Consider the following 12,891-nt stretch of genomic DNA (forward strand, 5'->3'; position numbering starts at 1 on the left):
CGAACAGCGATTGCTGACCTTGCATCAAGTGCAGCAATTTGAGTACTAAGTGCGATTATTCGTGCACCTAGCTTACCTTCTTTCACCTGCACGGCAAAGCGCGGGGTCGACCTGCGGCTTGCTGCCGACAGCCGCGGGCAACCGGATCTCGACGCCAAAGCCGCGGCCGTCGAGGCCGGCACCGCAGCGCAACCGTCCGCCATGCGAGGCGACCACCCGTTCGACCAGCGACAGTCCCATGCCGATGCCTTGCGTGCGATGACCGTTGGCGGCGCGGTAGAACCGCTCGAACACCCTTTCTCTCTCTCCATCCGGAATGCCCGGACCATCGTCGGCAACGACCAGGGTTGCCATCCGCGCGTGCCCCTCGCCCTCGACGCGGGTCTCCAGTCGCACGCGCGTGCCGGGCCCTCCGTGACGCAGGGCGTTGTCGAGCAGGTTGCGGACCACGATTCCGAGGTCGTCGAAGTCGCCGCGCACCAGCGCATGCCCGCCTTCGACTTCGATCGACTGGCCGCCACGCAGCGCGAGCAGCGCGAACTCGTCGACCACCATACCAGTCACCAACGCCAGATCGACGTCCCCCGCGCGGATGACGGCTCCCGCAGCATCCACCCGTGCAGCGTCGAGCAATTGCTGCGCCAGCCGCGAGGTGCGCTCGATCCCGGCAATGAGGTAATCGAGCGCCTCGCGTGCCTCCTCGCGGTCGCCCGCGTGCTGCAGCACCTGAGCCTGGGCCAGCAGCGCTGCCAGCGGCGTGCGCAATTCATGCGCTGCCTCGCCGAGGAACTCGCGCTCGTGCTGCAACGCCTGCGCCAGCCGCGCCATCAACTGGTTGAACGAGCGCACCAGCGGCGTGAACTCATCCGGCAACCCGCGTTCCGGCAACGGCCGCAGGTCCAGCGGCGCGCGTGTAGCGAGCGACTCGCTGACCCGCAGCACCGGCCGCAGCGACCAATGGATCACCAGCCAGATCGCGATGCCGATGCCGACTAGGAGCGACACTGCCGTGCCGAGGCTCGCGCCAAGCCAACGCCGCAGTTCCGCCCGCAGGGCGGCCTGCGGCACGCCGACTTGCACCTGCACGCGCCCGTCCGCATCGCTGAGCGCGAATACACGCCAGGGTGCGCCGGCGATGCTCGCGTCCGAGAAGCCGTCCGCGAAGTCCGGTGCCATCGCATGCGGTGGTGCCGGTCGCGACGACATCAGCCGTCGCCCGGTGCCGTGCTCCCAGACCTGGAAACCGAGCGCGGCGAACTTGCCGCTCGTCGGCGATGTCTCACCGCCGAGCGCGAACTGGCGCTGCTGGCCCGCGGTGGTGATGTCCGCCGGCAGCGAATACAGAATCTGTTCGGCGACATTGCGCAACATGCCGTTGGCCTCTCCACCTTGTCGCGCTGTCATGTCCAGGTACTGGATCGTGAACCAGCTGCTCCAGGCGGCGAGCAGCACCGCGGCCAGCGCCACCAACAGCCGCGTGCGTAGCGCGCGCATTCAGTCCTCGTCCCCGATGCGGTAACCGAAGCCGATCTCAGTCACGATTATTCCGTCGCCGAGCTTGCGCCGCAGTTGGTGCACGTAGACCGCAACGGTGTTGCTGCCGATCTCCGTGTCGTCGCCGTAGAGCCGATCCTGCAACTGGTCGCGGCTGAGCGCCCGGCCGCGCGACTCGAACAGCGCCTGCAGGATGCGGAACTCGTTCGCGCTGAGACCGACGCGCTTGCCGCCACGGGTCACGATCCGCGCGCCCGGATCGATCTCGACGTCACGCCTGCGCAGCACGGGCGTCACCGCGCCGCGGCTGCGGCGCAGCACTGCACGCAGCCGCGCCAGCATCTCGTCGCGCTGGAACGGCTTGACGATGTAGTCGTCGGCTCCGGCGTCGAGCCCGCGGACACGATCGCTCAGTTGGTCGCGCGCAGTGATGATCAGTACTGGCGTCGGGTCGTAGCGGCCGCGCATCGTCGCCAGCACCTCCAGTCCGGAGCCACCCGGAAGCCCGAGGTCGAGCAGCACCGCGACGAAGGCGTGGTCGACTAATGCCACCTGCGCGGATCCCGCGTTCTCGCAATGGACGACGCCCCAGCCTTCCTGGCCCAGCGCGGCGGTCAGCGCGCGACCGAGCATGTGGTCGTCTTCGACGAGGAGGATCACATCCATGGCTCGGCAGGCGAAAAGGAAAGTTATCGCGATGTTCCAGTACCGGCATTAATACCGGATTAAGCCCGGTACACAAGGCCCTCTCCAGCCGTCGCAACCGTTGATCGCCATCGCGCGCTGCGGCCACGCCTGCGCGCCGGTCACCTTAAATCCAACTTAATCGCCTCCGCAAACACTGCAGCCTGCCACTCCTAACGCGCCGATTCATGCGCCCAGCCGACTTTCCTTCTCTCCGCGAGGCACAGATCATGACCAACGAGACAGTCTCCGATGTCCCCTCCCGGCCCGGCCGCAATGGCGTTGCCACCTCGGAGTCCATCACGCGCCCTATGTCCTACCGCTGGCGAGCCTGCGTCGCCACCTTTGGTGCGCTGTTCTTCTCCGCATGCGCCGTGGGCGGTGCGATAGGGCAGGGCCAGCCCAAGCCGGATTGGAGCCTGGACGACATTCCCCCCCAGGACGGGCGCATCTTTGTGGTCACGGGCGGAACGAGCGGCATCGGATATGAGAGCGCGAAGGCCCTGGCGGCCGCAGGCGCGCACGTCGTGATCGCGTCGCGCAGCAGTCCGGAGCGGGGCGAAGAAGTGCTCGCCAGCATCCGGCAGGAAACGCCAGACGCACAAGTGCAGTACGAGAGGTTCGACCTCGCCGATCTCGCTTCGGTCCGCGCGTTGGCCCAACGCCTCGACGCGACGCTGCCCCGCCTCGACGGGCTGATCAACAATGCGGGGATCATGGAACCGCCGGAGCGAGGCACGTCGAAGGACGGTGTCGAGATGCAATTCGCCGTCAACTACCTGGGTCACTTCGTCCTGACCAAAGAATTGCTCCCGTTGTTGCAGGAGTCGGATTCGCCGCGTGTCGTCACCCTGTCCAGCATCGCCGCGCGCCTGGGCGCGGCGATTCACTTCGACGATCTCCAGTTCGAACGGGACTACGATCCTGGCGACGCCTATCAGCAGTCGAAGCTGGCCTGCCTGATGTTTGCCCTCGAACTGCAGCGCCGCAGCGATGCCGCCGGCTGGGGCATCCAGAGCATCGCGTCCCACCCGGGGGTTTCCCGCACCAACCTGCAGGTCAACAACGGTTTTGTCCGCCGCAACCTGGGGAGATTCATCCTGCAGCCGGCCGCGCGCGGCGCGCTGCCGACGTTGTATGCCGCGACCGCGCCCGACGCGCGCGGCGGAAGCTACTACGGGCCAACCGGCGTGATGGAACTGCGGGGACCGCTCGGTTTCGCGCGCGTGCCCGGCGCCGCAATGGATACCGAGGCAGCCGCCCGCCTGTGGGCCATCAGCGAAGAACTCAGCGGCACACGCTATCCGGCTGGCGTCACCGATTGAGTATCACTCTCCGCCCTCTTGCGACATCCCCCAAGCCAGGATCCCTTCCCCATGAGAGCCACGAGACCGATACCGCGTCGTTCCCGCCTGCTGCAGACTCTGTTCAACCTGCGCCGCGAAGAGGTCGGGCCGGTGTTGATCGCGGCGCTGTTCTTCTTCTGCGTGCTGACTGCGCTGATGCTGTTGCGGCCTGCACGTGACGCGCTGGGCATGGAGCGCGGCATCGAGAGCATCCGTTGGCTGTTCATCGGCACCGCGGTGGTGACGCTGGCCGTGAACCCGTTGTTCGGTTGGCTGGTCAGTCGCCTGCAGAGGCTGCAGTTCATCGGTGCAACGTACGGATTTTTCGTCGCCAGCCTTGCCGGCTTCTGGGCATTGTTGATGTTCGCCCCAGAGGCCATCGGCGCGCGTAGCGGCCAGGTGTTCTACGTCTGGTTCAGCGTGTTCAACCTGTTCGTGACCATGGTGTTCTGGGCGCTGCTGGCAGATCGCTTCACCAGCGAACAGGGAAAGCGCTTCTTCGCCTTGATCTCGGTGGGCGGCACCCTAGGTGCGATCTTCGGACCCTGGCTTACGTCGCAGTTGGCCGGACCGCTGGGCACACCCAACCTGCTCCTGGTCGCGGGCGGGTTCCTGCTGATTGCGTTGGCCGCTGCCTGGCTGCTCGTGTGCGTGGCGCCGGACCGGCCCGGCCCTGAGGCGCCGGACGCCGCGGCCGGATCCGCAAGTGAGACCGAGCCCATCGGCGGGAGTGCCTGGGCGGGTTTGCGCGCGGTTTTCCGCTCGCGCTATCTGGCCGGCATCGCAGGCTACATCCTGCTGATGACCGTGCTCGCGACGTTCATCTACTTCACTCGCCTGCAGATGGTTGCAGCGGTGTCGGCCAGCCTGGATGCGCGCGCGGCGATCTTTGGCAGTATCGACATGTGGACGCAGGTCGCGGTGCTGGTCCTGCAACTCACCCTGACCGGGAAGCTCATCCAGCGTTTCGGCCTCGGCGTGGCGCTGGCGATCCTGCCGGTCGCGACTGCGCTCGGCTTCATCGGGCTCGCGATCTACGGCTCGTTCGTGGTGCTGATCCTGCTTGACGCCGCCAACCGCGCCGTACAACGCGGCATCACCCGGCCGTCCCGTGAAGCGCTGTTCACCGTGGTCACCCGCGAGGAGAAGTACAAGGCCAAGGCCTTCGTCGACACCTTCATGTATCGCACTGGCGATGTCATCGGTGCCCAGACCGAAGGTGCGCTCGGGCGGCTCGGGCTGGCGATGGGTGGACTGGTCAGCGTGGTCGTCCCGCTGGCGCTGGTCTGGGCCGCACTGGGCATCTGGCTGGGACGCACGCAGGCCCAACGCATGGCGCCGCCATCGGCGGGCGCCACGCCAGCTGCCTCCGACAGCGCACACGACAGCCTTGGCAAACCGAATAGGCCGCGCGCGGCCTCCCATGATGCACATCTCCAACCAACCGTGAGGACGGAAACATGATCGACGTACTGCAAATGAAGAGCACGGGTGTGACGCGTGCCGGATGGCGAAGCCGTCTAGCCGCCTGCGGCGTGCTGTTGAGCTGCGCATTCACCGTGGGAAACGCTCTGGCGCAGAGCGCGCCCAAACCCGATTGGAGCGTGGCCGATATGCCTGCCCAGACGGGGCGCATCTTCCTGGTCACCGGCGGGACCAGCGGCATGGGGTTCGAGGACGCCAAGGCACTGGCTGCTGCGGGCGCCGGGGTGGTGATCGCCGCCCGCAACCCCCAGCGGGGCCAGGAAGCGATCGATCGGATAAAGCAGGAAGTACCTGACGCCAAGGTGCAGTTCGAACGCGTCGATCTTGCCGATCTATCCTCGGTTCGCGCGCTCGGCCAACGTCTCGGCAGCACGTTGCCCAGGCTCGATGGCCTGATCAACAACGCGGCAATCATGGCTCCGCCGGAGCGCGGTACGTCCGCCGATGGCTTCGAGATGCAGTTCGCCACGAACTATCTCGGCCACTTCGTCCTGACCGCCGAGCTGTTGCCGCTGTTGCGCAAGAGCGATTCTCCTCGCGTCGTCACCCTGTCCAGCATCGCCGTCCATCGAGGACGCATCAACTTCGACGACCTGCAGTCCGCGCAGGCTTACGCGCCGATGGCCACTTATGCCCAGTCGAAACTGGCGGGCCTGATGTTCGCGTTCGAACTGCAACGGCGCAGCGATGCCGCAGGCTGGAGCATCCGGAGCCTGGCTGCACATCCCGGCGTCGCGGTAACCGAACTGGTTGCGCGCGGCCCCGGCCTGGACAGCGCACAGGGGCGTCAGTGGTCCGCCATGCGCGAGCACCTCCAGACCGCGGCCCAGGGCGCCGTGCCTACCTTGTATGCCGCCACCGCACCCGAAGCGCGAGGCGGGGCCTACTACGGACCGACTGGCCCGAACGAGATGGGGGGACCGCTTGGCCTCGCGACCGTTCCCCCGCCGGCCACCGATGCCGCGGCCGCTGCCCGCCTGTGGGCGATCACCGAAGAGATCACCGGCACGCGGTTCCCCGCGGGCAACCGTTGATCGCCAACGAGCCGATCCATCATCCGTTTACTGGGTCCCGCCGCACCCGGGAAGCTCCATGAGTCGATCCGAAATGCCTACAGCATCGCGCCGCCCACGCATGTGGGAGATCCTGTTCAACCTGCGCCGCGAAGAGATCGGGCCGGTGCTGATCGCAGCGTTGTCCATTTTCTTCATACTGACTGCGCTGATGCTGCTGCGGCCGGCGCGCGACGCCTTGGGACTGGAGCGCGGGATCGAGAACGTGCGTTCGCTGATCGTCGCGACCGCGGTGGTGACGTTGGCGATGAACCCGATCTTCGGCTGGATGGTCAGCCGCCTGAAACGAGTGCAGTTCATTGGCGCGACCTACGGCTTCCTCGTGCTGAGCCTGGTCGGCTTCTGGGGCCTGCTGACCTTCGCGCCGGGCGCGGTGAGGCAGGCCACCAGCCAGGTGTTCTACGTCTGGTTCAACGTTTTCAACTTATTTGCAACGATGGTGTTCTGGGCACTGCTGGCCGACCGCTTCACCAGCGACCAGGGCAAGCGCTTCTTCTCGTTGATCTCGGTGGGCGGCACCCTCGGCGCGATTTTCGGACCCTGGCTCACGTCGCAACTGGCCCAATCGCTGGGCACTTCCAGCCTGCTGCTGGTGGCCGGCGGCTTTCTGCTCCTGGGCATGCTCGCCGCCTGGCTGCTGCTGTGGATGGCGCCCGACCGTGCGGTCGGCACCGGCATCGCACCGGCGTCGCGTACAGACGAGATGGGGCGCATCGGCGGCAGCGCCTGGTCCGGCATCCGCGCGGTGTTCCGGTCTCGCTACCTGGGCGGCGTCGCCGGCTATGTGATGCTGACGGCAGTGATGGTGACTTTCGCCTACTTCACCCGTCTGCAGATGGTTGCAGCGATCGCCGACAACCTCGACACGCGAGCTGCAATCCTGGGCAAGATCGACATGTGGACGTATGTCGCGGTGCTGGCGCTGCAGCTCACCCTGGTCGGGCGGATCATCCGACGCTTCGGCCTGGGCATCACGCTGGCGATGCTGCCCGTGACCACCGCCTTCGGCTTCCTCGGGCTGGCGATCTACGGTTCCTTCCTGGGGCTGGTGCTGCTGGAGGTCGGTACTCGCGCGGTGCAGCGCGGCATCAGCCAGCCGGCGCGCGAGGCGCTTTCTACCGTGGTCGACCGTGAGGCCAAGTACAAGGCCAAGGCCTTCATCGACACCTTCGTCTATCGCGTCGGCGACGTGATCGGTGCGCAGGCCGAGGGAGCACTGGGTCGGCTCGGACTGGCAATGGGCGGCCTGACCGGCATGGTGCTGCCTCTGGCAGTGGTTTGGGTGGTGCTCGCCCTGTGGTTGGGGCGCGCGCAGGCCCGACGCTCGGCACGGCTGCCGTCGAGCGCCGCGGCTGCGGGCCAGGCTCGCCAGTATCCCGGAACGCTTCAGGCGCCTGGCACCCTGCTTGGCGCTCCGGCGCATAGGCCGATCCCATGACCCGGTGCGCGCTCGAACCAGCCGTATTGGGCTGCGGAATTCGTGCCCGGAAGAAAAGTTGTACCTGTTCAAAGCTGTCATTGAAAAACTGCATTTAGTGCATTAGTATTAGCACTAAGTGCAATATGAAATATACTTAGTGCAAATTAAACTTATCCGCAGGGCAACCATCATGGCTAACTGGACAGCTTCCGACATTCCTGCTCAAAACGGCCGTACCGCGGTCGTCACCGGAACAGGCGGACTTGGGTTCGAAGACGCATTGGCGCTGGCCCGTGCCGGTGCGCACGTCATCCTTGCAGGCCGAAGTCCATTGAAAGGAGCGGCCGCTGTCGATCGAATTCGCCAAAGTGCTCCTGGCGCGGCGGTCAGATTCGCGGCGTTGGACCTCGCCAGCCTCGATTCCATCCAGGCATTCGGCGAACGGCTGCGCTCCTCCATCGGTAGCCTGGATCTGCTGATCAACAATGCGGGTGTGATGATGCCACCGGAACGCCGGGTGACTGCCAGCGGATTCGAGTTGCAGCTCGGTACCAACTACCTGGGCCACTTCGCATTGACCACCCAGCTGCTGCCGCTGCTGCGCAAGGGCAATCAGCCGCGCGTCATCTCCCTCTCGAGCTTGGCTGCTCGAGACGGCGCCATCGAGTTCGACAATTTGCAGTCCGAGCACAGCTACAAACCGATGGTCGCCTATAGCCAATCGAAACTGGCCTGCCTGCTGTTCGCCCTCGAACTGCAGCGCCGCAGCGATGCGGCTGGCTGGGGCATCCAGAGCATCGCTGCTCATCCAGGCATTTCGCGTACCGATCTGTTGCCCAACGGTGCCGGCGCGTGGAGCATTCAGGGCATGGCTCGCCGCTACCTGTGGTTCCTGTTCCAGCCGGCTGCACAGGGGGCATTGCCGACGCTCTACGCCGCGACCTCGCCGCAGGCGCAAGGCGGTGCCTACTACGGTCCAGACAAGTTCAGCGAAGCCCGCGGCTACCCCACCGTCGCCAGGATTCCTCCGCAGGCACTGGATGCGGGCACCGCCGCAAGGTTGTGGATCGAATCGGAACGGCTGACTGGCGTGCGCTTTCCCGTGGATAGGGCACGGGACTCCAACGTCGCCGCCATCCGGAAAATGAATCCCCGTTGATCCTCTGACCTGTTTTCACCCGATGACTTCATTGAAGCCGGCGCATCGCGACGACTCTTCACGAACCATGAGGTCAATTGTTTACCTTACGACTTATGCGGAAAGCTCATGGATCTAGACCCGGTGGGTACAGTCATGGCGTGGATCAGCGCTTACGGCCTCATAGGCCTCTTCGCCGTGGCCCTGACGGAGCGCTTCGTGCCCTTGGTGCCTTCATACGGGCTGCTCCTGGCAGTCGGCATCGCTGCGGCGGACGGCTCGTGGTCGCTGCCGGTCGCATTCCTCGCGACTACCGCCGGCAGTGTTTTCGGCTGCGCCGCCTGCTTTTACGCAGTCAGGCGACTGGACGACGCGCGCTCCCTGCGTTTCCTCAACAGGACAGGCCAAATCTTCGGCATGTCCGCCGATCGCATCGGGCGCTGGATCGCCTCCTTCCGTCGAAATCAGACTGTGTTGGCTTTCTCGCTCCAGCTCGTACCGACCGCCAGGCTCTTCGCCCCGGCTTTTGCGGGCCTGCTTCGCGGAAGATCGCGAAGCTTCCTGGCCGCTTCGGCCACCGGCATTGCGATTTGGAATGGCCTGTTCATCGGCATCGGATACCAGGCTTCGCGCTCGATCGAGGCGGCGAACACGACGATCCTATCCCTGGCAGCTCTCAGCAGCCTAGTTGCTGTGGAAGCAGCCTTGCTCTGGGTCGTACGACGGTTTCGCGCACGCCGGGGGAAGGCGAGTCTGGTGGCGCCTCGCGGCGGTACTCAACCGGCAGCGTCGACCTTCCCGCGCAGACTGTGTTCGGAATCGATTCCCATGACGCGCCAGCGTATGCCTGAGGCGCTTGGCTTCTTCCATGCGTGGATCGAGGACCCTCTACGCGTTGCCGCCATCGTGCCGTCAGGACGCGCGCTGGCCAAGCTCATCACCTCCGAAATCTCATGCGACACCGGGCCGGTCATCGAGCTGGGGCCGGGCACCGGCGCGTTTACGCGCGCCCTTATCGCCCGCGGCGCCATTCAGGAGGACCTCGCGCTGATCGAGTTCGGGCCCGAGTTTGCCGCCGTGCTCCAGTGCCACTATCCGCAAGCGCGAACGCTCTGCATGGACGCCGCCCGATTGCGGACGGTCGATCTCTTTGACGGAAGGTTGGCTGGCGCTGTCGTCAGCGGACTGCCGCTCCTGTCGATGCCGCCGCGCAAGGTGTTCGCGATCCTGAGCGGTGCGTTCCGCAAGATGCGAGCGGACGGTGCCCTCTACCAGTTCACCTATGGTCCAAGTTGCCCGGTTCCGCGCAGATTGCTGGATCGTCTCGGACTGCAGGCGGAACGGATAGGCGGAACGCTCGCCAACCTTCCCCCCGCGGCAGTCTATCGGCTCCGCCGGAATATTCCCGAAACGCTTCTCTACGCAACGCGCGAACCGGCGCACCAGACCTTTCGTCAGGCTGCCTTTCCAATGGCGGCAGGAGACGGCACGCCCGCTGCTGACGCCCGGCGATGTGTGCAGCTTTCGCCCGATGACGCCGTGATGGTGCCCGAGACCGGAATCGAACCGGTACGCCTTGCGGCGAGGGATTTTAAGTCCCTTGTGTCTACCAATTCCACCACTCGGGCCTGACGCAATCCAGCGTGCGGGGCGAACGGCCCATGCCGGCACCGCCGGCGGCATGTGCCGGAAGCCGGCAACTATACCATCGCCTTCGGCGCCGTCCGGATCGCGCGCTACAGGCCCAGATCCGACAGCCCGGGATGATCGTCGGGCCGGCGTCCGAGGGGCCAACGGAACTTGCGGTCGGCTTCGCGGATGGGCAGGTCGTTGATGCTGGCATGGCGCCGCGCCATGCGCCCGTCGGCTGCGAATTCCCAGTTCTCGTTGCCGTACGAGCGGAACCAGTTGCCCGCGTCGTCGTGCCATTCGTAGGCGAAGCGCACGGCGATGCGGTTGCCGTCGTGGGCCCAGATTTCCTTGATCAGTCGATAGTCCAGCTCCCGGGCCCATTTGCGGGCCAGGAAGGCACGCACCTCGTCCCTGCCGTGGATGAATTCGGCGCGGTTGCGCCATTGCGTGTCGGGGGTGTAGGCCAGCGATACCCTGTCGGGGTCGCGGCTGTTCCAGGCATCCTCGGCCTGGCGCACCTTCTGGATGGCGGTTTCGCGGCTGTAGGGCGGCAGGGGCGGGCGGACATCGGCGTCGGCAGACATGGCGAAGATCCTGGGCGGGCTGGGGGAAGGCGATAGCCTGGTGGCGGAAGCGGTGGGATTCGAACCCACGAAGGGCGCAAACCCTTGCCGGTTTTCAAGACCGGTGCCTTCAACCGCTCGGCCACGCTTCCGTTTCGGGATTCCCTCGAAGGGCAGCATAATAATCCACTTTAGACCCTATCGGAGACGAGTGATGCGCGCAATCGAGATATCCAAGCCGGGCGGTCCGGAGGTGCTGGTGCCGGTGGAGCGCCCCATGCCCGAACCCGGTCCGGGCGAGGTGCTCATCAAGGTCGCTGCAGCCGGCGTCAACCGTCCGGATGTGTTCCAGCGCAAGGGCAACTATCCCGCGCCGCCTGGCGCCTCGGACCTGCCGGGCCTCGAGGTGGCAGGCGAAATCGTGGGCGGCGATGCCGCGGCGGGCGGCCTGGCCGTGGGCGACAAGGTCTGCGCGCTGATGGCCGGAGGCGGCTACGCCGAATACGCCGTGGCGCCGGCCGAACAATGCATGCCCATCCCCAAAGGGCTCACCGACATCGAGGCCGCGGGCCTGCCCGAAACCTACTTCACCGTCTGGAGCAATGTGTTCGACCGGGGCCGGCTGGCCGACGGCGAGGCGCTCCTGGTGCACGGCGGTGCCAGCGGCATCGGCACCACGGCCATCCAGATCGCCCGCGCCATGGGCCACCGGGTGTACGCCACGGTGGGAAGCGACGAGCGGGTGCGGGCCGTCGAGGCGCTGGGCGCCACCAAGGGCATCAACTACAAGACGCAGGACTTCGTGAAGGAAGTGCTCGAGGCAACCGGCGGAACCGGCGTCGACGTGATCCTGGACATGGTGGCCGGCGACTATATCGAGCGCGACATCAAGTGCCTGGCCGACGACGGCCGCATCGTGATCATTGCGCTGCTGGGCGGGCCCAAGGGAACTGCCGACTGCAACCACATCATGCGCCGTCGCCTCACCATCACGGGGTCCACGCTGCGCCCGCGACCCGTGGCGTTCAAGGGGGCCATCGCGCGGGCCCTGAAGGCGCAGGTGTGGCCGCTGCTGGAACAGGGCGCCATCAAGCCGGTGGTGCATGCCACCTTTCCGCTGGAACAGGCATCCGCCGCGCACGCCATGATGGAGGCGGGCGAGAACATCGGCAAGATCATCCTGACCGTATAACGGCACCCCTGGGCGCGCGGGGCGGGCGCAACGCCCGCCAACAGGATACAATCTTGGGTTTGACCGGGCTTTGCGCCCGGCATCCTCGAACCGATCCGACCCGCGCCATGACCACTGTAGAAACCCGCGCCCGCCTCGTGCTGGGCAACTGGAAGATGCACGGCAGCCTGGCTGAGAATGCCGCGCTGCTCGACGCACTGCGCAAGGCCGACGCGGCCGCGCACTGCGAGTTCGGCGTCTGCGTGCCGTTTCCCTACCTCGCGCAGGCCGAGCAGGCGCTGGCCGGCAGCCGAATTTCCTGGGGTGCGCAGGACGTCAGCGCACACGAGAAGGGCGCCTACACCGGCGAGGTCTCGGCCGGCATGCTGCGCGAATTCGGCTGCCGGTGGGCCCTGGCCGGGCACTCCGAGCGCCGCTCGCTGCACGGGGAGTCCGACCAGGTCGTGGCCGACAAGGCTGCCGCCGCCCTCGAGGCCGGGCTTGTGCCGGTGGTCTGCGTGGGCGAATCCCTGGCCGAACGCGAAGCCGGGGAAACCCTGGCCGTGATCCGCCGCCAGCTGGCGCCGGTGCTGGCGCTGGGTGCCCAAGCCGTGGCTGGCATGGTGCTGGCCTACGAGCCCGTGTGGGCCATCGGCACCGGCCGCACCGCCACGCCCGAGCAGGCCCAGGAAGTGCACGGCGCCATCCGCGCGGCCCTGCAGGAGCTGGGCGCCGGACAGGTGCGCGTGCTCTACGGCGGCAGCGTCAAGGCCGCCAATGCGGCCAGCCTGTTTGCCATGCCCGACATCGATGGCGCCCTCGTGGGCGGCGCGTCGTTGGTGGCCGAAGAATTCCTGCGCATCGCCGCAGTCTAGTTTCCGATCC

General features: G+C 66.4%; 11 protein-coding genes, 2 tRNA genes and 1 pseudogene. 8 read left to right on the forward strand and 6 right to left on the reverse strand.

Going from position 1 to position 12,891, the window contains the following annotated elements:
• Window positions 1-72: 72 nt before the first annotated feature.
• Window positions 73-1,494, reverse strand: a complete 1,422-nt coding sequence (locus ACYBYQ_RS05290; RefSeq protein ID WP_459617481.1) for a sensor histidine kinase — start codon at window positions 1,492-1,494, stop codon at window positions 73-75.
• Entirely contained in the window at window positions 1,495-2,160 is a 666-nt protein-coding gene (locus ACYBYQ_RS05295; protein WP_459617483.1) for a response regulator transcription factor, read from the reverse strand. It lies immediately after the preceding gene.
• Between the two features lie 248 nt (window positions 2,161-2,408).
• On the opposite strand from ACYBYQ_RS05295, the gene ACYBYQ_RS05300 reads away from it, so the two are divergent.
• The 6 genes and pseudogenes from ACYBYQ_RS05300 to ACYBYQ_RS05325 all read left to right on the forward strand — a co-directional run.
• Window positions 2,409-3,503 (forward strand): oxidoreductase, encoded by a 1,095-nt coding sequence (locus ACYBYQ_RS05300; RefSeq protein WP_459617485.1) that lies wholly within the window; start codon window positions 2,409-2,411, stop codon window positions 3,501-3,503.
• A gap of 51 nt (window positions 3,504-3,554) precedes the next feature.
• Window positions 3,555-4,988 (forward strand): NTP/NDP exchange transporter, encoded by a 1,434-nt coding sequence (locus ACYBYQ_RS05305; protein WP_459617487.1) that lies wholly within the window; start codon window positions 3,555-3,557, stop codon window positions 4,986-4,988.
• Window positions 4,985-6,043 carry an SDR family oxidoreductase gene (locus ACYBYQ_RS05310; RefSeq protein WP_459617489.1) on the forward strand — a complete coding sequence of 353 codons (1,059 nt, stop codon included), beginning with the start codon at window positions 4,985-4,987 and terminating at the stop codon, window positions 6,041-6,043. Before ACYBYQ_RS05305 ends, ACYBYQ_RS05310 begins: the two co-directional genes overlap by 4 nt.
• 58 nt (window positions 6,044-6,101) lie before the next feature.
• Entirely contained in the window at window positions 6,102-7,520 is a 1,419-nt protein-coding gene (locus ACYBYQ_RS05315) for an NTP/NDP exchange transporter (protein WP_459617491.1), read from the forward strand.
• A 172-nt stretch (window positions 7,521-7,692) separates the two neighbouring features.
• Window positions 7,693-8,661: an SDR family oxidoreductase gene (locus tag ACYBYQ_RS05320; protein WP_459617493.1), complete on the forward strand. Its 969-nt coding sequence runs from the start codon at window positions 7,693-7,695 to the stop codon at window positions 8,659-8,661.
• 135 nt (window positions 8,662-8,796) lie between these two features.
• Window positions 8,797-9,204, forward strand: a pseudogene (locus ACYBYQ_RS05325) (DedA family protein); the annotation flags it as partial.
• Window positions 9,205-9,591: 387 nt separating this feature from the next.
• On the opposite strand, the gene ACYBYQ_RS05330 reads toward ACYBYQ_RS05325, so the two are convergent.
• From ACYBYQ_RS05330 to ACYBYQ_RS05345, 4 genes are all read right to left on the reverse strand, one after another.
• Complete coding sequence (locus ACYBYQ_RS05330) at window positions 9,592-10,083, reverse strand: hypothetical protein (RefSeq protein WP_459617495.1); 492 nt, start codon at window positions 10,081-10,083, stop codon at window positions 9,592-9,594.
• Between the two features lie 100 nt (window positions 10,084-10,183).
• Window positions 10,184-10,268, reverse strand: a tRNA-Leu gene (locus tag ACYBYQ_RS05335).
• Between the two features lie 108 nt (window positions 10,269-10,376).
• Window positions 10,377-10,856, reverse strand: a complete 480-nt coding sequence (locus tag ACYBYQ_RS05340) for a nuclear transport factor 2 family protein (protein ID WP_459617497.1) — start codon at window positions 10,854-10,856, stop codon at window positions 10,377-10,379.
• Window positions 10,857-10,897: 41 nt separating this feature from the next.
• Window positions 10,898-10,987: transfer RNA gene (locus ACYBYQ_RS05345), tRNA-Ser, on the reverse strand.
• Window positions 10,988-11,049: 62 nt separating this feature from the next.
• On the opposite strand from ACYBYQ_RS05345, the gene ACYBYQ_RS05350 reads away from it, so the two are divergent.
• Both ACYBYQ_RS05350 and tpiA read left to right on the forward strand, forming a co-directional pair.
• A complete protein-coding gene (locus ACYBYQ_RS05350) occupies window positions 11,050-12,027 on the forward strand; it encodes an NAD(P)H-quinone oxidoreductase (RefSeq protein ID WP_459617499.1) in 978 nt (325 codons plus the stop codon).
• A 107-nt stretch (window positions 12,028-12,134) separates the two neighbouring features.
• Entirely contained in the window at window positions 12,135-12,881 is a 747-nt protein-coding gene (gene tpiA, locus ACYBYQ_RS05355) for a triose-phosphate isomerase (RefSeq protein ID WP_459617501.1), read from the forward strand.
• Window positions 12,882-12,891 lie beyond the last annotated feature (10 nt).

Source organism: Bordetella sp. 2513F2, assembly GCF_054642735.1.

Coding starts and splice junctions, on each gene's coding strand:
- ACYBYQ_RS05290 (WP_459617481.1), bottom strand. CDS start 1,494: ATGCGCGCGCTACGCACGCGGCTGTTGGTGGCGCTGGCCGCGGTGCTG.
- ACYBYQ_RS05295 (WP_459617483.1), bottom strand. CDS start 2,160: ATGGATGTGATCCTCCTCGTCGAAGACGACCACATGCTCGGTCGCGCG.
- ACYBYQ_RS05300 (WP_459617485.1), top strand. CDS start 2,409: ATGACCAACGAGACAGTCTCCGATGTCCCCTCCCGGCCCGGCCGCAAT.
- ACYBYQ_RS05305 (WP_459617487.1), top strand. CDS start 3,555: ATGAGAGCCACGAGACCGATACCGCGTCGTTCCCGCCTGCTGCAGACT.
- ACYBYQ_RS05310 (WP_459617489.1), top strand. CDS start 4,985: ATGATCGACGTACTGCAAATGAAGAGCACGGGTGTGACGCGTGCCGGA.
- ACYBYQ_RS05315 (WP_459617491.1), top strand. CDS start 6,102: ATGAGTCGATCCGAAATGCCTACAGCATCGCGCCGCCCACGCATGTGG.
- ACYBYQ_RS05320 (WP_459617493.1), top strand. CDS start 7,693: ATGGCTAACTGGACAGCTTCCGACATTCCTGCTCAAAACGGCCGTACC.
- ACYBYQ_RS05340 (WP_459617497.1), bottom strand. CDS start 10,856: ATGTCTGCCGACGCCGATGTCCGCCCGCCCCTGCCGCCCTACAGCCGC.
- ACYBYQ_RS05350 (WP_459617499.1), top strand. CDS start 11,050: ATGCGCGCAATCGAGATATCCAAGCCGGGCGGTCCGGAGGTGCTGGTG.
- tpiA (WP_459617501.1), top strand. CDS start 12,135: ATGACCACTGTAGAAACCCGCGCCCGCCTCGTGCTGGGCAACTGGAAG.